The sequence below is a fragment of the Ruegeria sp. BA12 genome (assembly GCF_056539625.1).
Window position 1 is genome coordinate 207,521 of record NZ_JBQFVF010000004.1, and the last position, 19,531, is coordinate 227,051.

General features: G+C 58.8%; 20 protein-coding genes. 15 read left to right on the forward strand and 5 right to left on the reverse strand.

The window, feature by feature from the left end; translation table 11 throughout:
* The first annotated feature begins 54 nt into the window (after positions 1-54).
* The 7 genes from ACR0B0_RS10505 (at position 55) to smpB (ending at position 5,038) form a co-directional block, all read left to right on the forward strand.
* On the forward strand, positions 55-699 hold the full coding sequence (locus ACR0B0_RS10505; RefSeq protein WP_480647684.1) for a queuosine precursor transporter: 645 nt from the start codon (positions 55-57) through the stop codon (positions 697-699).
* A gap of 291 nt (positions 700-990) precedes the next feature.
* Positions 991-1,410 (forward strand): alternative ribosome rescue aminoacyl-tRNA hydrolase ArfB, encoded by a 420-nt coding sequence (gene arfB, locus ACR0B0_RS10510; RefSeq protein ID WP_480647686.1) that lies wholly within the window; start codon positions 991-993, stop codon positions 1,408-1,410.
* A gap of 54 nt (positions 1,411-1,464) precedes the next feature.
* Positions 1,465-2,211, forward strand: a complete 747-nt coding sequence (locus tag ACR0B0_RS10515) for an SDR family oxidoreductase (protein WP_480647688.1) — start codon at positions 1,465-1,467, stop codon at positions 2,209-2,211.
* A gap of 9 nt (positions 2,212-2,220) precedes the next feature.
* A complete protein-coding gene (locus tag ACR0B0_RS10520) occupies positions 2,221-3,237 on the forward strand; it encodes a P1 family peptidase (protein ID WP_480647690.1) in 1,017 nt (338 codons plus the stop codon).
* Between the two features lie 112 nt (positions 3,238-3,349).
* Complete coding sequence (locus tag ACR0B0_RS10525; protein WP_170349719.1) at positions 3,350-3,763, forward strand: c-type cytochrome; 414 nt, start codon at positions 3,350-3,352, stop codon at positions 3,761-3,763.
* 208 nt (positions 3,764-3,971) lie between these two features.
* The gene (gene idi, locus ACR0B0_RS10530; protein ID WP_170349720.1) at positions 3,972-4,514 is read left to right on the forward strand and encodes an isopentenyl-diphosphate Delta-isomerase; all 543 of its coding nucleotides are present in this window, start codon (positions 3,972-3,974) and stop codon (positions 4,512-4,514) included.
* A gap of 47 nt (positions 4,515-4,561) precedes the next feature.
* Positions 4,562-5,038: an SsrA-binding protein SmpB gene (gene smpB / locus ACR0B0_RS10535; RefSeq protein WP_170360845.1), complete on the forward strand. Its 477-nt coding sequence runs from the start codon at positions 4,562-4,564 to the stop codon at positions 5,036-5,038.
* Here smpB and glpK read toward each other — a convergent pair.
* The 3 genes from glpK to panB form a co-directional block, all read right to left on the reverse strand.
* The gene (gene glpK / locus ACR0B0_RS10540; RefSeq protein WP_425081326.1) at positions 5,035-6,513 is read right to left on the reverse strand and encodes a glycerol kinase GlpK; all 1,479 of its coding nucleotides are present in this window, start codon (positions 6,511-6,513) and stop codon (positions 5,035-5,037) included. The genes smpB and glpK overlap by 4 nt on opposite strands.
* A 68-nt stretch (positions 6,514-6,581) precedes the next feature.
* A complete protein-coding gene (gene panC / locus ACR0B0_RS10545; RefSeq protein WP_170349723.1) occupies positions 6,582-7,424 on the reverse strand; it encodes a pantoate--beta-alanine ligase in 843 nt (280 codons plus the stop codon).
* The gene (gene panB / locus ACR0B0_RS10550) at positions 7,421-8,260 is read right to left on the reverse strand and encodes a 3-methyl-2-oxobutanoate hydroxymethyltransferase (RefSeq protein WP_170349724.1); all 840 of its coding nucleotides are present in this window, start codon (positions 8,258-8,260) and stop codon (positions 7,421-7,423) included. The genes panC and panB overlap by 4 nt, the downstream gene beginning before the upstream one ends.
* Before the next feature lie 171 nt (positions 8,261-8,431).
* Here panB and ACR0B0_RS10555 point away from each other — a divergent pair, with 171 nt between their 5' ends.
* The 6 genes from ACR0B0_RS10555 to ACR0B0_RS10580 are packed head-to-tail and all read left to right on the forward strand — an operon-like array spanning position 8,432 to position 15,920.
* On the forward strand, positions 8,432-9,919 hold the full coding sequence (locus tag ACR0B0_RS10555) for an ABC transporter substrate-binding protein (RefSeq protein WP_480647692.1): 1,488 nt from the start codon (positions 8,432-8,434) through the stop codon (positions 9,917-9,919).
* Between the two features lie 55 nt (positions 9,920-9,974).
* Positions 9,975-11,042 carry a ligand-gated ion channel gene (locus ACR0B0_RS10560; protein ID WP_480647694.1) on the forward strand — a complete coding sequence of 356 codons (1,068 nt, stop codon included), beginning with the start codon at positions 9,975-9,977 and terminating at the stop codon, positions 11,040-11,042.
* Positions 11,043-11,082: 40 nt separating this feature from the next.
* The gene (locus ACR0B0_RS10565; RefSeq protein ID WP_480647696.1) at positions 11,083-12,030 is read left to right on the forward strand and encodes an ABC transporter permease; all 948 of its coding nucleotides are present in this window, start codon (positions 11,083-11,085) and stop codon (positions 12,028-12,030) included.
* Positions 12,027-12,842, forward strand: a complete 816-nt coding sequence (locus tag ACR0B0_RS10570; protein WP_480647698.1) for an ABC transporter permease — start codon at positions 12,027-12,029, stop codon at positions 12,840-12,842. The genes ACR0B0_RS10565 and ACR0B0_RS10570 overlap by 4 nt, the downstream gene beginning before the upstream one ends.
* Entirely contained in the window at positions 12,839-14,437 is a 1,599-nt protein-coding gene (locus ACR0B0_RS10575) for an ABC transporter ATP-binding protein (protein ID WP_480647701.1), read from the forward strand. Before ACR0B0_RS10570 ends, ACR0B0_RS10575 begins: the two co-directional genes overlap by 4 nt.
* A 31-nt stretch (positions 14,438-14,468) precedes the next feature.
* The gene (locus tag ACR0B0_RS10580) at positions 14,469-15,920 is read left to right on the forward strand and encodes an aldehyde dehydrogenase family protein (RefSeq protein ID WP_480647703.1); all 1,452 of its coding nucleotides are present in this window, start codon (positions 14,469-14,471) and stop codon (positions 15,918-15,920) included.
* 3 nt (positions 15,921-15,923) lie between these two features.
* On the opposite strand, the gene pncB is transcribed toward ACR0B0_RS10580, so the two are convergent.
* Entirely contained in the window at positions 15,924-17,216 is a 1,293-nt protein-coding gene (gene pncB / locus ACR0B0_RS10585) for a nicotinate phosphoribosyltransferase (protein WP_170349731.1), read from the reverse strand.
* 166 nt (positions 17,217-17,382) lie between these two features.
* Between pncB and ACR0B0_RS10590 the strand changes: the two genes are divergently transcribed.
* Positions 17,383-17,916 (forward strand): hypothetical protein, encoded by a 534-nt coding sequence (locus ACR0B0_RS10590; RefSeq protein WP_170349732.1) that lies wholly within the window; start codon positions 17,383-17,385, stop codon positions 17,914-17,916.
* Here ACR0B0_RS10590 and pncA read toward each other — a convergent pair.
* On the reverse strand, positions 17,913-18,506 hold the full coding sequence (gene pncA / locus ACR0B0_RS10595) for a bifunctional nicotinamidase/pyrazinamidase (protein ID WP_170349733.1): 594 nt from the start codon (positions 18,504-18,506) through the stop codon (positions 17,913-17,915). The genes ACR0B0_RS10590 and pncA overlap by 4 nt on opposite strands.
* Positions 18,507-18,623: 117 nt before the next feature.
* On the opposite strand from pncA, the gene trhO reads away from it, so the two are divergent.
* On the forward strand, positions 18,624-19,529 hold the full coding sequence (gene trhO, locus ACR0B0_RS10600) for an oxygen-dependent tRNA uridine(34) hydroxylase TrhO (RefSeq protein ID WP_170349734.1): 906 nt from the start codon (positions 18,624-18,626) through the stop codon (positions 19,527-19,529).
* Positions 19,530-19,531 lie beyond the last annotated feature (2 nt).

Consider the following 19,531-nt stretch of genomic DNA (forward strand, 5'->3'; position numbering starts at 1 on the left):
GGACGGTCCCTAGGCCAAGTCGCCGCTACCTTGTCAAAACGGGCATCTGAAAACATGCAACGCGCTTATATACCCGGCATTATTGCCATGGCCGCCATTGTTGTGGCCTCGAACATTCTGGTTCAGTTCCTGATTTTTGACGGGCTGCTGACCTGGGGTGCTTTTACCTATCCGCTGGCCTTTCTGGTCACCGACATCATGAACCGCGTCTATGGCGTGGCCACGGCCCGCAAGGTGGTGTTTGCTGGGTTTGTCACCGGCATCATCTGTTCGCTGATCGGCAGCCAGATCATGCTGCAAGGTGACGGGTTCACCTATGCCGCCGTACCGCTGCGGATCGCTGTTGCCTCGGGGACGGCGTTTCTGATTGCACAGCTGACCGATGTCACCGTGTTCAATTCGCTTCGCGGTGGTCGCTGGTGGCGCGCGCCGCTGGTGTCGACCCTGGTTGGCTCGGCGCTGGACACCGCGCTGTTTTTCACCATCGCATTCTCAGCTTCTGTCACGGTTTTCGGTGCCAATGCTGATGCGGCGATCAACTGGGCGTGGGAGCCTGTGCCCTTCATGTTGACTGGTCCGATGGTGCCCCTGTGGGTGACGCTGGCCTTTGCCGACTGGCTGGTGAAGTTGTCGCTGGCGATGATTGCGCTGATCCCGTTCAAGGTGATTGTTGCGCGGTTGACCGCGCACCCGGCATAAAGGCGCGGTTGACCGCTTAGCTTGCAAAAAAAGTGCTTTGAGAATGGCGCATCTTGTGTCAGGCTCAAAGTTAACCGCAACAGATAGAAAAGGAGGTGATCCAGTGTCGAGAAAGAGATTGGAGAGAGGTGTCGGAACAACCGGGGGGATCGCCTGTTAGGGCAGCCCTTGGCGGAGCGCTCGCTCCGGCTGGTCGATTGATCTAACCGACCCAACCTCCTGTACTTTCGAAGGGCCGTCCCGCCGGGGCGGCCCTTTTTGTTTCTGCTTGTGCCGGATAAGGTCCACTTCATGTTGCGCATCACCGACGATATCACCCTGCAGGACTGGGAAATGACCGAGAGCTTTGTCCGCTCGTCCGGTCCCGGTGGTCAGAACGTGAACAAGGTCTCGACCGCAGTTGAGCTGCGGTTCGAGGCTGCGCGCTCGCCCTCCTTGCCCGATCCGGTCAAAAACAGGCTGAAACGGTTGGCCGGGCGGCGCTGGACCAAAGATGGCGCGATCATCATTCAATGCGAAGAAACCCGCAGCCAAGCCCGCAACCGCGAGATTGCCCGCGCCCGTCTGGTTGAACTGATCGTCCGCGCGCTGGTGAAACCCAAGCGGCGGATTGCGACGAAACCCACCTATGGCTCGGTCAAACGGCGGCTGGCGGCCAAAAAAGCGCGCTCGGATGTGAAGGCGCTGCGCGGCAAGGTCGCAGAAGATTGAACTGGCAGTTTCACGGTGCCTTGCTAGTTTGATAGGGCAAGGGAGAGCAAGATCATGAGGTTAGAGGGGAAAACCGCGATTGTAACCGGTGGCGCGTCTGGCTTTGGTGCCGGGATCGTGCAGAAATTCCTGTCCGAAGGCGCGCGGGTCATGATTGCCGATATCAATGGTGACGCGGCCGAGGTTCAGGCAAATCAGCTTGGGCCGAATGCGATTGCTCAGATGGTCGACGTGGCGAATGCAGTCTCGGTGCAGGCCATGGCGGATATGGCGATGGATCGGTTCGGGCAATTGGATATTCTGGTGAACAATGCCGGTGTCACGCATCTGCCGACGCCGCTAGAGAATGTCACCGAAGAGGAATTTGACCGCGTCTTCAACGTGAACATGAAATCGGTCTATCTGACCGCACGGGCGCTGGTGCCAGCGATGAAAGCGCGCGGGGCGGGTGCGATCCTGAACGTGGCCTCGACCGCGGGGCTGTCGCCACGTCCGAACCTGAATTGGTACAACGCGTCCAAGGGCTGGATGATCACGGCCACCAAGACAATGGCGGTGGAACTTGCGCCTTCGGGGGTGCGTGTAAACGCGCTCTGCCCGGTGGCCGGGGAAACACCACTGCTGAAATCCTTCATGGGAGAAGATACGCCTGAAATGCGCGCCAAGTTCCTGTCGACCATCCCGCTGGGGCGTTTCTCGACCCCCGACGACATGGCCAACGCCGCCTGTTTCCTGTGTTCGGACGAGGCGAGCATGATCACCGGCGCTGCTTTGGAGGTCGACGGTGGCCGTTGTATCTGAGGTCCATCCATGATCCCCGGACCCTGTAACCTGATCACCGATGTCTCTGGCCTGAGGGTCGGAAATGCGCAGGACGCTGCGTTGAAATCGGGAACAACTGTCCTGACGGCAGATCAGGCCTTTACCGCGTCGGTCCATGTGATGGGTGGTGCGCCGGGTTCGCGGGAAACCGATCTGCTGGCGCCGGATAAATCGGTCTCGCAAGTGGATGCAATTGCTTTGTCCGGTGGGTCGGCCTTTGGACTGGATGCCTGTTCTGGCGTCTCGGATGCATTGCGGTCGCGGGGCAGGGGGTATCCAGTGGGCGATACCGTGGTGCCCATTGTGCCCGGAGCGATCCTGTTTGATTTGTTGAACGGCGGAGACAAGGATTGGGTTGAAAACCCATATCGCGCGCTGGGACGAGCGGCTTTTGACGACGCAGATGTGGATTTTGCGTTAGGCACAGCGGGGGCCGGAACCGGCGCTTTGGCGGCGCGGCACAAGGGGGGGCTCGGGTCCGCCTCATTGGTTCTGGACAATGGGGTGACCGTCGGTGCCCTGGTTGCGGCCAACCCGTTGGGCAGTGTGACAACACCCGGCGACCGCCATTTCTGGGCAGCGCCGTTCGAGTTTGGAGACGAATTTGGCGGTTTAGGATCTGATTCAAGTGCCGGTCTTGGCTTTCCTGCTCCCAGCCTCAAGGCGCAGGCGATGCGACTTGCCGAGCCGGATAAGGGCAACACGACAATCGCTATTGTGGGCACGGATGCTGCCTTGTCGAAATCGCAGTGCCAGCGACTGGCAGTGGCAGCACATGATGGCATTGCCCGCGCCATTCTGCCGGCACACACACCAGGGGACGGAGATCTGGTCTTTGCGGTCAGCACTGGCGCGCAGACTATCGACGCCGAAGCCGGCTTGGGGCTGATCGGACATGCGGCCTCGGTCTGTCTGGCACGAGCTATTGCGCGGGCTATTTATCTGGCGACCCCGGCAGCGGGCGATCTATTGCCCTGTTGGACCGCACCACATGACAAAAGTTAAGGACTGTCTTTATGCCGCAGGGCACATTACCCTCGCGCGGCAATCTGCGCGTTGACTCTTTTTTGCGCCGACGGTCCATTCGGTGCAGCCAATTCGTATCGGAGCAAAACTCATGAATCGTATCCTCGCTACCGCAATTGTCGGCCTGCTGGCCCTTCCTGCCTATGCGGAAGGTGACGCCGAGGCCGGCAAAAAGGCCTTCAATAAATGCAAATCCTGCCATCAGATCGCTGACCCGGCCGGTGAAGTCATCGTCAAGGGCGGTAAGACCGGTCCGAACCTTTACGGTATCGCGGGCCGCACCGCGGGTACCGTCGAAGGGTTCAAATACGGAGACAGCATCGTTGAGGCTGGTGAAAACGGTCTGGTCTGGGATGAAGCCACCTTTGTCGAATACGCGCAGGATCCCAAGGCGTTTTTGAAAGATTACCTGGGTGAGACATCGGCCAAGTCGAAAATGACCTTCAAGTTGAAGAAGGGCGGCGAAGACGTCTATGCCTATATCGTCAGTGTCTCGGGCGAATAACGTCTGAAAAACCAGACCATTCGAAAGATTGCAAAAGGCCGCAGCCCCCTGCGGCCTTTCGTGCGATTGATAACAGCTTGGATCAAGGTCACCTTGGGGATACGCGGTTCATCATGCCCTTGCATGACTTCGCAAAGCCAAGCCGGTCCGGCGGCAGCCAATTCCATACATCCCGCCGCCCTGGCGGATCGGCAGCAGGAGACGACAGATGGGAATCATGATCCCGGCCTGGGTTGATGGTGAATTGACCCCCGTGGACAAGCTTGAGGCGCATGAAAAGGGCCTGCGGCACAAGGCAGTGTCGGTCTTTGTCGTGCGCGGCACCGAGATCTTGATGCAACGCCGGGCTTTGGGCAAATACCATACGCCGGGCCTGTGGGCGAATACCTGCTGCACCCATCCCGATTGGGGCGAGACGCCCTCGGAATGTGCCGTGCGTCGTTTGCGCGAAGAGCTGGGGATCACCGGCTTGTACCCGGAATACCGGCACCGGCTGGAATATCACGCCGATGTTGGCAACAACATGATCGAACACGAAGTGGTCGATATCTTTCTGGCTCATGTTCGTGGGCCGCTTAAAATCGAGCCTAATCCAGACGAAGTCATGGATATCCGGTGGATCGACTACCATGATCTGCTGGCTGAAGTGCAACGACATCCGCAGCGGTTCACGCCGTGGCTGAAGATCTATCTGCACAGTCACGCCGACACGATTTTCGGTCCTGATCTGATCATCTCGGCCACGTCCTGACCGCAACGGCTTGCAAGGGCCGCCCAAGCCGCCTAAATCAACGCGTCATGGCCAAGCAAAAGACAGACCCGAATTACAAAGTTATCGCCGAAAACCGGCGTGCGCGCTTCGATTACGCGATCGAGGACGATATCGAGTGCGGCATCGTGCTGGAAGGGTCCGAGGTCAAATCCCTGCGCGTTGGTGGGTCAAACATTGCCGAAAGCTATGCTTCGGTCGAGGATGGCGAGCTGTGGCTGATCAACAGCTATATCGCGCCTTATGAGCAGGCGAAGGTTTTCAAGCACGAAGAACGCCGCCGCCGCAAGCTGCTGGTGTCGCGCAAAGAGCTGTCGAATCTGTGGAATGCCACCCAGCGCAAGGGCATGACGCTGGTGCCGCTGGTTTTGTATTTCAACCACAAGGGCCGGGCGAAGCTGAAGATCGGCATCGCCAAAGGTAAAAAGCTGCACGACAAGCGTGAGACTCAGGCCAAGCGGGACTGGTCACGGCAGAAACAGCGGCTGATGAAGGATCACAGCTAGAAGGCCATCGCGGCCTCAACCGCGCGTTTCCAGCGATCATATGCGGCGTCGCGTTCTTGGGCGGACAATTCCGGTTCAAACCGACGATCCAGTGCCCAGGTTTCGGAAAAACCCTGTTGGTCCGGATAAACACCGGCGCGCATGCCGGCCAGCCAGGCCGCCCCTAATGCGGTGGTTTCCTGCATCACCGGGCGGTCGACCTCGGCCCCCAGATAGTCCGACAGCCCCTGCATCGCCCAGTCCGAGGCGCTGGCACCGCCATCCACGCGCAGGGTGACATCGGTGTCCGCGCCCCAGTCGCCCTGCATGGCGTGCCACAGATCGCGGGTTTGATAGGCGATGCTTTCCAGCGTGGCCTTGGCGAACTCCGCGCGGCCGGAATTGCGGGTCAGGCCAAACACCGCGCCACGGCAGTCGGGCTTCCAATAGGGCGCGCCGAGGCCGGTAAAGGCAGGTACCAGCACCACATGCTGGTTTGGATCGGCTTTTTGGGCAAGTTCACCACTTTCCGGGGCGCTCTCAATGATCTGCAACGCATCGCGTAGCCATTGCACAGCGGCCCCGGCCACAAAGATCGACCCCTCCAGCGCATAGGTGCGCTTGCCGTCCAACTGATAGGCAATCGTCGTCAGCAGGCGATTTTTGGATTCAACCGGTTTGTCCCCGGTATTCAGCAGGGCAAAACACCCCGTACCGTAGGTCGATTTCATCATGCCGGGTTGAAAACAGGCCTGCCCGATGGTTGCGGCCTGCTGATCTCCCGCCACGCCCAGAATTGGGATATCCCCCCCGAATAGGGTCGTATTTCCGAAGTCCGAGGCACAATCATGCACCTCTGGCAGCATGTTCATCGGTACGTCCAGCAGGTCGCAAATTTCGGCACTCCACTCGCCTTTGTTGATGTCGAACAACAGGGTGCGTGCGGCATTGGTCGCGTCGGTGGCGTGGCTGCGCCCCTCGGTCAGACGCCAGATCAGGAAACAGTCGATGGTGCCGAACATCAGCTCTCCGACCTCAGCCCGTTCGCGCGCGCCGGGCACAGTATCCAGCAGCCATTTGACCTTGGTGCCCGAGAAATAGGGGTCCAGCAGCAGCCCGGTCTGAGCGGTCACGTCATCTTCGCACCCCGCCCGTTTATAGCGCGCGCAAATCTCGGCGGTGCGGCGGTCCTGCCAGACGATGGCGTTGTGGAGTGGTTGACCGGTGGTGCGGTCCCAGACCACAGTGGTTTCGCGCTGGTTGGTGATGCCGATGCCTGCGATCTGGTCGGCGGTGACGCCGGTGGAGTCCATCACTTCGCGGCAGACGCGCAGAACGCTCTCCCAGATTTCTTCGGCGTCGTGCTCGACCCAGCCTTCCTGCGGGAAATGCTGGGTGAATTCGTGCTGCGCGGTGCCTACGCGCTGCATATCCGCGTCGAACAAAATGGCCCGCGATGATGTGGTGCCCTGATCAATGGCAAGAATATAGGTCACGCCTGCGCCCCCCTCCGGTCTGGTTTTGCCGGACTTTAGCGCAAACAATGACGATCGTGCCAGAGCGTTCAGACAGGAATATTGTCGATCAGCCGCACGCCATCCGCCCAAGCCGCCGCAAACAGCCGAGCGGGCCGTGTGGCATGGGTCAGCGGGTCCAGTGTGTCGGCGCAGCGCAGTTGAATATATTCAACTTGAGTGAAGCCTGCCGCCAGCAGATCAGACTCGGCCCGCGCGGCCACAGTTTCAAACGCGGCCCCTGCTTTCAGCGACTGGACCACACCCTGCATGATCCGGTGCTTGTTGGCCGCAATGTTCAACCCCTCGGGCGAGAGGAGGAGGTTGCGCGATGACATCGCCAACCCCGAGGGTTCGCGCACCGTGGGGCAGCCGATCACCTCGATGGGGATGTCCAGATCGCGGGCCATGCGGCGGACGATCATCAATTGTTGATAGTCTTTTTCCCCGAAATAGGCTCGATCTGCCTGCGTTTGCAGGAACAGCTTAGCGACCACAGTGGCGACGCCGTCAAAATGGCCGGGGCGGAATTCACCCTCCATCACATCGGTCAAACCGGCGACTGATACGGTGGTGGCGAAGCCCCGCGGATAGATCTCCTCGGGATCGGGGACATAGATCGCGTCGACACCGTAAGGGGCCAGTTTCTGCGCATCTTCGTTCTCGGTCCGCGGGTAATTGGCCAGATCGTCGGGGTTGTTAAACTGTTTGGGGTTCACAAAAACCGTAACGATCACCCGGTCGGTTCCGGCCTTGGCGGCTTCGGCCAGAGACAAGTGCCCCTGATGCAGCGCGCCCATGGTGGGGACGACACCGATCGTCTCGCCGTTGCCGCGCCATTTGGTCGTCAGCGCGCGCAAATCACTTAGGCGGCGCAGAATGGGTGCGGTCATGTCTTAGGTCCTTTGGCCGGAGCCTGATCGGCAAAGACATGTTCATCCGCTGGAAAGCTGCGGGCGCGCACATCGGAGGCATATTCCGCGATGGCGGCCTCGGCTTGCGGACCCAGTTCGGCATAGCGTTTGACAAATTTCGGTTTGAACGCGGTGAAAAAGCCCACCATGTCGTCCACGACCAGAATCTGCCCATCACAACCGGCTGAGGCGCCAATGCCGATGGTCGGAATCGCGACCTCGGCGGTGATCTGATCAGCCAGGCCTTGCGGTACCTTCTCAAGCACAACGGAAAATGCACCAGCCTCGGCCACGGCATGGGCATCGGCCAGCACGGCCTTCGCCTGTTCGTCGCGACCCTGCACCTTGTAGCCGCCCAGCGTGTTGATCGATTGTGGCGTCAGGCCGATATGCGCCATCACCGGGATACCGCGCTTGACCAGAAAGCGGATGGTCTCGGCCATTTCGACGCCGCCTTCCAGCTTGACCGCACCTGCGCCGGTTTCGGCCATCAGGCGAGCGGCATTCTTGAAGGCATGGGCCGGGTCGTGTTCGTAACTGGCAAAGGGCATATCGATAACCATCATCGCCCTGTCCAGACCGCGCGCAACGGCCTGACCATGCATCACCATCATCTCCATCGTCACACCCAGGGTCGAGGTCAGCCCATGCAGCACCATGCCGACGCTGTCGCCGACCAGAACAAAGTCGCAATGGGCATCCATCAGCCGTGCCATCGGTGTGGTATAGGCGGTCAAACTGACCAATGGTGTGCTGCCTTTGCGGGCACGGATGTCCTCGGCATTCGGGGCTGTTTTGCGGGCGGTGGCGCTCATGATCGCTCCTGCGGGGTTCATGTTGCAGTGCGGCATAGCAGATTGCACAAGGTTATAGAAACCCCGGTTGCGCGAACATTTCCTTGATTGACCCGAGGTTTAAAGGGACATTGAGTGCAGAAAAGCCTGTAAAACAGCCGGTTCCAAGGATTCAAACAGGGAGAGTTTTTCATGACAAAGCAGATGTTTCGGAGTATTGCGTCGGCTCTGGCGGTGGGCGCCAGCCTGTTTGCCTCGCAGGCTTTGGCCAAATCGGACATTACGATTGCGATGCAGTTGGAGCCGCCACACCTGGACCCGACCAGCGCCGCCGCGCAGGCCATTGATTCGGTTGTTTACACAAATATCTTCGAGGGTCTGACCCGCTTTATGGGTGACGGCTCGGTCGTGCCCGGCCTGGCCGAAAGCTGGGAAATTTCCGAGGACGGCACTGTCTATACATTCAAGCTGCGTGACGGGGTGACCTTTCATGACGGCACCGTCATGGATGCTGAGGACGTCAAATTCAGCCTCGACCGCGCCACGGCCGAAGACAGTGCCAATGCGCAAAAGGCGCTGTTTGCAGGCATCGAAAGCGTTGAGGTTGTGGATCCGCTGACCGTAAAGGTCACCCTGTCCGAGCCGAACGGCAATTTTCTGTTCAACATGGCTTGGGGGGATGCGGTGATCGTCGCGCCCGAAAGCATCGACAACATCAAGACCAACCCGGTGGGGACCGGTGCCTTTACCTTTGGTGACTGGGTGCAGGGCGATAGCATCACGCTAAACCGGAACCCCAACTATTGGGGCGAACAACCTGCGTTAGAGACTGCTACGTTCAAATTCATCTCGGATCCCACTGCCGCCTTTGCCGCGGTGATGGCCGAAGATGTGGACGTCTTCGACAACTTCCCCGCACCCGAAAACCTGCCTCAATTCGAGGCTGACCCGCGCTTTCAGGTGCTGGTGGGGTCGACCGAAGGGGAAACCATCCTGTCGACCAACAACAAGAAACCTCCGTTCGATGATATCCGCGTACGGCAGGCGCTGGCCCATGCCATCGACCGGCAGGCGATCATTGACGGGGCGATGTTCGGCTACGGCACGCCCATCGGTACCCATTTCGCACCGCATAACCCGGCTTATGTCGATCTGACCGGCAACTCGGCTCATGACCCGAAAGAGGCCGCCAAGCTGCTGGCCGATGCGGGGTACGCAGACGGGTTTGAAACCACCTTGCACTTGCCGCCGCCCTCATATGCAAGGCGCGGGGGCGAGATCATTGCCGCACAACTCGCCGAGGTTGGCATCAAGGCCGAGATCATCAATGTGGAATGGGCGCAGTGGCTGGAATCGGTGTTCAAGGGCAAGGATTACGGTCTGACCATCATCAGCCATACCGAGCCTATGGATATCGGCATCTATGCCCGCCCCGATTATTATTTTCAGTATGACAGTCTGGATGCCCAGACACTGATGGAGACATTGAACGCCACCACCGACCCGGATGAGCGTAAAAAACTGCTGGGCGATATGCAGCGCCTGATCGCCACGGATTATGTCAACGGATACCTGTTCCAGTTGGCCAAGCTGGGGGTCGCCAAGGCCGGTGTTCAGGGCCTGTGGAAGAACGCGCCAACAGCTGCCATCGACCTGACCCAGATCAGTTGGTCCGAATAATCTGATCCGGGGCTGTATCCGGCCCCGGATTGCCTGTTCCCGAATGAGCCCGAAAATGAACCTGGTCCGATTTTTGTGTTTTGTTGCTGTGACTGCCTGCTTCTGTGTGCTGGGCGACAAGTCGCAGGCGCAAAACGTGCTGGATGGCGGGCTTGCGGCGTTGGTTGGCACGCCGGAAAACCCGCTGAAGGTGGGGATCGGTATCCGGATAGATCAGGTCACCAGCGTAGATCAAAAGGCAGAGAACTATGGTGCCGTTGTCGTTCTGCGTGTCGAATGGACCGACCCGGCCCTGGCCTTCGACCGCGAAGAGGTCGGCCGCGAGTTTCAGGTTTTCAATCCGAGGACGCTGGCCAAACATACCTCGGATATTGGGGCGGTGGTTCCGGCCTTTGTCATTCACAACCAGCAATCCAACAAATGGATACATGAATCTGCGGCCTCGCTGCACTATGACGGGCATGTGGTCTATGTCGAGAAGTCCTCTCTGACGTTGCAGGCCCCGCATTTCGATTTCCGAAAATACCCGTTCGACACCCAGGAGTTTTTCTTCGAAGTTGTCTCGATCTTCCCGTCCGAATACGTATCCTATTATCCGCTGGAAAAGTATTCTGGCCTGGGTGATCTGCTGGGCGAGGAAGAGTGGATACTGGACAACCCACAAGTCCTGCATTCGACGGTCATTGGCCTTTCGGGCCGGGACAGCGATCAGGTTGTGTTGGCGTTCGAAGGAAAGCGGCACCTGACCTATTATGTGATCCGGGTGTTCCTGCCGATGCTGGTTCTGGTTTCGGTGGGCTGGGCGCTGTTTTTCCTCGACGAATACCGCCGCCGGATCGAGATTGCCGGGGGCAATCTGCTGGTCTTCGTGGCCTTCAACTGGGCCATCTCTGCTGACCTGCCCAAGCTGGGCTACCTGACGTTTCTGGATTTCATCCTGCAATGCATGTTCCTGATGACAGGGGCACTGATCGTGTTCAACGTGGCCTTGCGCAAACTGAAAGTGTCCGGGCATGAGGACGGGGCCAGAAAGCTGGACAATTACGCAATTAAGTGGATTTATCCGCTGGGCTATGCGTCCATCGTCGCTTACGCGGTTTTTGCCTATCTGTTGGTGCCTTAGGTGCTGGACCCGCGCGATATGTGATCCTAACGTGGCCTCAATGCTCCGCTATGCCCTGAAACGTCTGATATCGCTGTTTATCAGCCTTGTGGTCGCCTCGGTGGTCATCTTCGCCGTGATCGAGGTGGCGCCAGGCGATCCGGCCTCGTTCATGTTGGGCGTCAACGCGCAAGAGGACACACTGGCCGCCCTGCGGGCCGAGCTGGGATTGGACGGGTCCAAGATCCAGCGCTACTTCAACTGGATTGGCGGTATGATGGTGGGGGATTTTGGGACCTCTTACACCTATCGAACACCGGTGTCGCAGATGATTTCGGACAGGCTATGGGTGTCATTGCCGCTGGCGCTTTATGCCCTGACCTTATCGACCCTGATTGCCTTCCCCGCCGGTATTTACGCCGCAGCCCGTCGTGGCAAGCCGGGGGATCTGACGGTGATGGGGGTGACGCAATTAGGTATCGCAGTACCGAATTTCTGGTTCGCGATGATGCTGGTGCTGATCTTTGCCATCAACCTTCGCTGGTTCAACGCCGGAGGTTTTGCGGGTTGGGACAAAGGCGTCTGGACCGGCCTGCATTCTCTGACATTGCCCGCCATTGCGCTGGCCTTGCCGCAGGCGGCGATCTTGGCGCGGGTCATGCGGTCTTCGCTGCTGGATATACTGGGCGAAGATTTCATGCGCACTGCCCGCGCCAAGGGATTGTCACGCCGTCAAGCACTGTGGCGGCACGGTGTGCGCAACGCGCTGATCCCGGTTCTGACCATCATCGGGCTGCAATTCTCGTTTCTGTTGGCGGGGTCGATCATCATCGAGCAGGTGTTTTATCTGCCCGGACTCGGGCGGCTGGTGTTTCAGGCGATCTCGGCCCGCGATTTGGTCGTGGTGGAATCGGTGGTCATGCTGCTTGTCTTTGCTGTCATCACCGTGAATTTTCTGGTCGATCTCGCCTATGCCGCCGTGGACCCAAGGCTGAGAGGTCGGTCATGAGCCGCAACCTGCTTCTTGGTTCAGTATTGTCCTCGTTGGTCTTGCTGGCGGCGCTGATGTCCTTTGTCTGGACGCCGTATGAATATGCGGCGCTGGATATCCCCAACAAGCTGGAGCCGCCTAATGCACAGCATTGGTTCGGCACAGATCATTTCGGGCGTGACATGTTCTCGATGATCATGGTGGGGGCTCGTACGTCCATCGCGGTGGCATTGGTGGCGGTGGGGATCGGTATGGCTCTGGGCGTACCGCTGGGCCTGACGGCGGCAGCGCGTAAAGGATCATGGCTGGATGAGGTGATCATGCGCGGCAACGATTTGGTCTTTGCCTTCCCCTCGCTAGTCATCGCCATTCTGATCACAGCGGTGTTCGGAGCAGGCGCGATCAACGCGATCATCGCGATCGGTATTTTCAACATTCCCGTCTTCGCCCGCATCACCCGTGGCGCGGCCTTGTCCCTATGGGAACGCGAGTTCATTCTGGCCGCGCGTGTCGCGGGCAAAGGCGCGGCGCGGATATCGGCAGAGCATATTCTGCCCAATATTGCGAACCTGCTGATCGTTCAGGGGACCATCCAGTTCTCTCTGGGTATCCTAGCCGAAGCGGGCTTGTCTTATGTCGGTCTGGGTGCGCAACCGCCCACACCCAGTTGGGGTCGAATGCTGGCCGATGCGCAGACAATGGTCAGTTTTGCCCCGCATTTGGCTCTGATTCCGGGGCTGGCGATTATTGTCACTGTGCTGGGACTGAACCTGTTAGGCGATGGGTTGCGCGATTGGCTTGATCCCAGAATACGAGTCGCGCGCGCATGAGCTTGCTGGAGATCGAAAACCTTTCTCTGACCATCCATGAGGCCGAGATTCTGAAGCGGGTCAGCTTGTGTGTTGGTGCCGGACAAATTGTTGCCGTGACCGGTGAAAGTGGCTCGGGCAAGTCGATGACCGCGCTGGCCGTGATGCAATTGCTGCCAAATGGCGCAAAGACAGAAGGCGCGATCTGGCTGGGACGTCAGAATCTGCTGAAACAGTCTGAACGCGAAATGTGCGCCCTGCGCGGGGCCAAAATTGGGATGGTGTTTCAGGAACCCATGACCGCCTTGAACCCGGTCAAAACCATTGGCGATCAGGTGATCGAAACCATTCTGGTCCACAAGGCCATGTCGCGCACCAAGGCGCGGGCCCGTGCACACGAGGTTCTGAGCCGCGTTGGCCTGCCACCTGACCGTTTCCCGCTGTCGCAATACCCGCATGAATTGTCCGGCGGTCAACGGCAGCGTGTCGTGATCGCCATGGCTATCGCGCTGCGCCCCAAGCTGCTGATTGCGGATGAGCCGACAACCGCGCTGGATGTGACGACGCAGGCGCAGATACTCGACCTGCTCAAAGGACTGGCGCGCGAATATGGCATGGGGCTGCTGATGATCACGCACGATCTGGCGGTGGTGGCAGACATGGCCGACCAGATTGTCGTGATGCGCCATAGAGAGGTGGTCGAAAGCGGTGCAACCACTGACCTGCTGCACAATATGCAGCACCCCTATACACGGAAGCTGTTTCAGGCCTCGGGGCATCAGGTTTCGCTGCCTGAACCGCCCGAGTCCCTGCCATTGCTAGAGGTGAGAAATGTGGTGCGCGACTATAGCTTGCCGCGAAAAGGTCTGTTCAGCAGACCGGATCACCACCGCGCGGTCGATGAAGTCAGCTTTACCCTGCACCGGGGTGAGCGGTTGGGCCTGGTCGGAGAATCTGGTTGTGGAAAATCGACCCTAACACGGGCAATTTTGGGTTTGGAGGACGTGCAGAGCGGTGAAATTTTACTGGACAACCAGCCTGTCTTTGCCGGTCACAAGCCGAACCCCGCTGTGCGACGTAAGATGCAGGTGGTGTTTCAGGATCCCTATGGCAGTTTCAACCCGCGCCACCGCGTCGCCCGCCTGATCACCGAGCCGTTTCACCTGTTGGAATCCCCGCCCACCGGCACAGAGAGGCAAGACCGTATCGCCGAAATGCTGACCGCCGTGGGCCTCAGCCCGGATGATGCGAACAAATACATCCATGAATTCTCGGGCGGGCAACGACAGCGGATTGCCATTGCCCGCGCCTTGATCATTCGCCCCGAACTGATCGTGTTTGATGAGGCGGTCTCGGCCTTGGATGTATCCGTCCGGGCACAGATTCTGGATCTGCTGGCCGAGCTGTGTGCCACCTACAACCTGACTTACCTGTTCATCAGCCATGATCTAAGTGTCGTACGGACAATCACGGACCGGGTGATGGTGATGCAGGCGGGCAGAATTGTTGAACAGGGTGAGACCGAACAGGTATTCTCTTCCCCGCGGCACGCTTACACTCGGACCCTGATCGATGCCGCACCGGTCTTGCCCGGTATCGGTGTAAATGTCGCGTAATTCCTTTGTTAGAGTCGATATGGAGGCCAAAATGCCCAATTCTCTCTGGTTCAATCCCGGCCTTTGCCTGATCGGCGGTGATTGGGTCGCGCCTGCGTCACAGCAGACGATTTCGATGATCAATCCGTCTGACGGATCCGAGATCTGCCGGATTGCTCGCGCGAATGCCCCAGATATAGATGCCGCTGTGCAGGCCGCCCAAACGGCGTTGGATGGGGATTGGGGGCGAAAGACGGCGTTGGAGCGCGGCCGCGTCCTGACCCGACTTGGCCAACTGGTTTTGGAACGCGTAGAGGACTTGGCGCAGCTTGAGGCGATGGATGTAGGAAAACCGCTGACACAGGCCCGTGCGGATGCCGTGGCGTTGGCGCGGTACTGCGAATTCTACGGCGGCGCGGCGGACAAGGTGATGGGCGAGACGATCCCCTATCAGGACGGCTACACCGTGTACACGCTGCGCGAACCGCACGGAGTGACCGGGCATATAGTGCCGTGGAACTACCCGATGCAGATCATTGGCCGCTCTGTCGGGGCAGCTTTGGCGATGGGCAATGCCTGCGTGCTAAAGCCAGCGGAAGAGGCGTGTTTGACCGCGCTTGCCTTTGCCCATCTGGCGCAACAGGCGGGCCTACCTGCCGGAGCGCTGAACGTGGTGCCGGGGTTAGGGGCCGAGGCCGGGGCGGCATTGTCAGCGCATCCAGGCATGCAGCATATTTCATTCACAGGGTCAGTTGCCACCGGCGCGCTGGTTCAACAGGCGGCGGGGCGCAACGTGGTGCCAGTGACGCTGGAACTGGGCGGTAAATCGCCCCAGCTGGTATTTGACGATGCCGATCTTGATGCCGCACTGCCGTTTCTGGTGAACGCGGGTATTCAGAATGCCGGGCAGACCTGCTCGGCCTCGTCCCGTATTCTGGTGCAGCGTGGGGTGTATGAGCAGGTCAAAACCCGCATGGCAACCGCCTATGCCGATCTGACTGTTGGTCCAGCACCCGAAGATTTGCGGGTCGGCCCCCTGATCTCGGCCCGTCAGAAACAGATCGTCGAGGGGTTTTTAGCCAAAGGCGCCGACCTCAACATCGCAGGACAAGGGCGTATCGTAGATCATGCACCCGGCGAGGGGGCATATGTGCAGCCAACCCTTTTTGCCGATGTCCCGTCAGATCACCTTCTGGCTCGGGATGAAATTTTTGGACCGGTGCAGGTTCTGATCCCCTTTGAAACCGAGGAGGAGGCGGTTCAGATCGCCAACGCCACCGAATACGGGTTGGTTGCCAGCATCTGGACCCGCGACGGTGCGCGGCAGATGCGGTTGGCGAAACAGCTGCGTTCGGGACAGGTGTTCATCAACAACTATGGTGCGGGGGGCGGGGTAGAGTTGCCGTTTGGCGGTGTCGGCAAGTCCGGTCATGGCCGCGAAAAGGGGTTCGAGGCGCTGTTTGGGTTCTCGCAGGTGAAAACAGTAGCGGCTTACCATGGTTAGGGTCTAAACAATCACTTCGATCGACTGTTGTGCACCCACACCGAAGACGCGCTTATAGCGCTCGATCTCATCCTTAGGGCCCATCGCTTTTTCCGGGTTGTCGGACAGTTTCACGGTTGCTCGGCCATTGGCGGACACCGCCTTGCAGACCAGCGAGAACGGTGCCAGCGCGTCTTGTGGGACCAGCCCACGGAAATCATTGGTCAGCAAGGTGCCCCAACCAAACGAGACCTTCGTGCGATGAGCGAACTGGCTGTGTAGTTCGTGGATTTTGTCTACGTCCAGCCCGTCCGAGAAGATTACCCGCTTTTGCAGCGGGTCCTCACCGCGCGATTTCCACCAGTTGATGGCAATCTCGGCACCTGTTGCCGGATCTCCGCTGTCGACACGAATACCGGTCCATCCCGCCAGCCAATCCGGCGCATTGTCCAGAAAGCCCTGCGTGCCATAGGTGTCGGGCAGGATGATGCGCAGATTGCCGTCATGTTCCTCGTGCCAGTCGCTGAGGACGTCATAGGGGGCCTGCGCCAGTTCGGTGTCGGATTCCGCCAGCGCGGAATAGACCATGGGCAGTTCATGGGCATTGGTGCCGATCGCCTCAACCTCGCGTCGCATCGCGATCAGGCAGTTCGAGGTGCCGGTAAACGCGGGCCCCAGCCCTTCGATCATCGCCTGCACGCACCAGTCCTGCCACAGGAAGGAATGCCGCCGACGGGTGCCGAAATCAGCAATGCCCAGCCCATCGATGCTGCGCAATTGATCGATTTTTTCCCAAACGCGGGTCATAGCACGGGCATAAAGCACCTGCAGTTCGAACCGGCGCATATTGTTCAGAACGGCCCGGGATCGCAGCTCCATCAGCACCGCAAGCGCCGGGATTTCCCACAGCATGACCTCGTGCCATTTGCCCTCGAAGGTCAGTTCGTACTGATCGCCTTTGCGCTCAAGGTGGTAGGGCGGCAGGCGCAGATTCTCGAACCACTCCATGAAATCCGAGCGGAACATCTGCCGTTTCCCATAGAACATATTGCCGCGCAGCCAGGTGCTTTCACCCCGGCTGAGGCTCAGCGACCGGATGTGATCCAGCTGTTCGCGCAGCTCACCCTCATCGATCAATTTGGCCAGTGGAATGTGATTCGACCGGTTGATCAGCGAAAAAACCACATCCGTTTGGGGCTTATTTCGAAACACTGACTGGCACATCAGCAGTTTGTAGAAGTCTGTGTCGATTAAAGACCGTACAATCGGGTCAATCTTCCATTTATGATTGTACACGCGCGTCGCAATATCGACCATGGCAGAACTCCTGCGATTTCTATTGTTAGATCAATAGGTGCATGAATTGGCAAGAGTCGCTAGATTGAAGACAATGACAAGGTGAGGTCACAAATCGAGCATATTGTGTAATCTTTTCATTGGTTAGTGAAAAGAAGGGGTTGGAAGAACAAGGTTTAGTTGGTGAATGGGTCTCGAGTACGACTTTGATATTGTAGCGATTGCGCCTGATGAAGTGGATCCGGAACATGGCATGGCTGCCGTGACGGGCCACCGCGCCGTTCGCGCGACCTTTCGCAATACTCAGACTGTTGAGGCCTTGCACAGTGCATCCCCCAAGATTCGTCGTATTTTTCTGGAATCGGGCTTCAGCCTGGAATCCAAGGGTGGCAGCCTTCCACATGGTTATTTCCTGTCCGAAGATGCACCGGATCGTGAACGCATCCTGAAACGGCTGTTTTCGAATATCCGCAATATGGGTGTTCAGGGGGAATATTGTGGTGATTTCGACTTTTGGCATTTCCTGGACGACGTAAGGCGGGCACGCCCCCGGGCAAATGCCACGCGCGAGTTGCAGGAATTGACGCCAAGCCCTCAAGCGCCTGATGTGGTCAAACCAAAACGACGCTCGGTTCAGGGGCGTATCGGGTTTGCGCTTGGTCTGGCCGTGGTTGTGATTGTCGTGCTGAGATACCTGGCGTCCGAGGGGTCTGCCCCCTAGGCCAGGATAACGCCGGCTTCCCGCATTGCGGTTTCAGCAGCGGCCAGTGATCCATCCATATCGATAGCTCGGCACGCATCCATTCGGACCGTGACGTCAAAACCCAGACGTGCTGCGTCGATTGCGGAATAGTACACACAAAAATCAGTGGCCAAGCCGACGAGCGTCAGTTTCGTGATTCCGCGCGACTTAAGATACCCCTCCAACCCTGTTGGTGTTTTCTGGTCATTTTCGAAAAACGCCGAGTAGCTGTCGATACCGCTACGAAAGCCCTTGCGAAGGACAAGATCCGCATGGGTGTTCAGATCCGGATGGAAATTGGCGCCCTCGGTTCCCTGAACGCAGTGATCCGGCCAAAGTACCTGCGGGCCGTAGTGCATTTCCGTCATGTCAAACGGGTTCTTGTCGTCATGCGACCCGGCGAAGGACGAATGACCCGCCGGATGCCAGTCCTGCGTCAGGATCACGGCATCGAATTCGTCCATCATGGCGTTGATCGGGGCCACGATCTCATCCCCTCCGGGTACGGCCAGCGCGCCGCCGGGGCAGAAATCGTTCTGGACGTCGATCACAAGCAGGGCGTGGGTCATCGCGGTTTCTCCTTAGGTTGCTCTATCGGTAGGGCGCGCAGGCCCAATCGTCAATCTGGCTGCGAAGCGTCAATTCGATCCCTTGCGACTCTGTTGCGTCAGGTTTAGACCGCGCGCATGTATACCATCGCTGCTCTCTATCACTTCACCCGTTTCCAGGATCACGCTGCCCTGCGCGCGCCTTTGTTGGACCTGTGCCGTACGCAATCTGTCAAAGGCACATTGCTGCTGGCGCAAGAGGGGATCAATGGCACTATTGCCGGCCCCCGCGCTGGGATCGATGCGGTGCTGGCGCATATCAAAGCGCTGCCCGGCTGTGCCGATCTGGACTGGAAAGAGGCCACCGCCGATCACCCGCCTTTTGGCAAGATGAAGGTGCGCTTGAAAAAAGAGATCGTGACCATGGGGCAGCCGGATATCGATCCGCGCGCCCGTGTCGGCAACTATGTCGAGCCTGAGGATTGGAACGATCTGATCCGCTCGGACGACGTGGTGGTGATCGACACCCGCAACGATTATGAGGTGGCGATTGGCACGTTTGAGGGCGCAATAGACCCTGAAACGGCCAGTTTCCGTGAGTTCCCGGCTTGGTGGGAAGAGAACAAAGAGCGGTTCCACAACAAGCGCGTCGCCATGTTCTGCACCGGTGGTATTCGCTGTGAGAAATCCACCAACTTCCTGCTGGGGCAGGGGGTTGAGGATGTGTATCACCTGAAGGGCGGCATCCTGCGCTATCTTGAGGAAATGCCAGCTGATGACAGCACCTGGCAGGGCGAGTGCTTTGTGTTCGACAACCGTGTGTCCGTTGGGCACGGGCTGGTCGAGGGGCCGCATAACCTGTGCCACGGTTGCCGCCGTCCGATTCTGCCCGAGGATATGAAGCGCCCTGAATACGAACATGGCGTGTCCTGCCATCGGTGTGTTGACGAAACCTCTGAAGCCGACAAAATGCGGTTCCGTGAGCGGCAAAAGCAGATCGGTCTGGCGCGTCAGCGCGGGCAAGAGCATCTGGGCGCCGACTAACT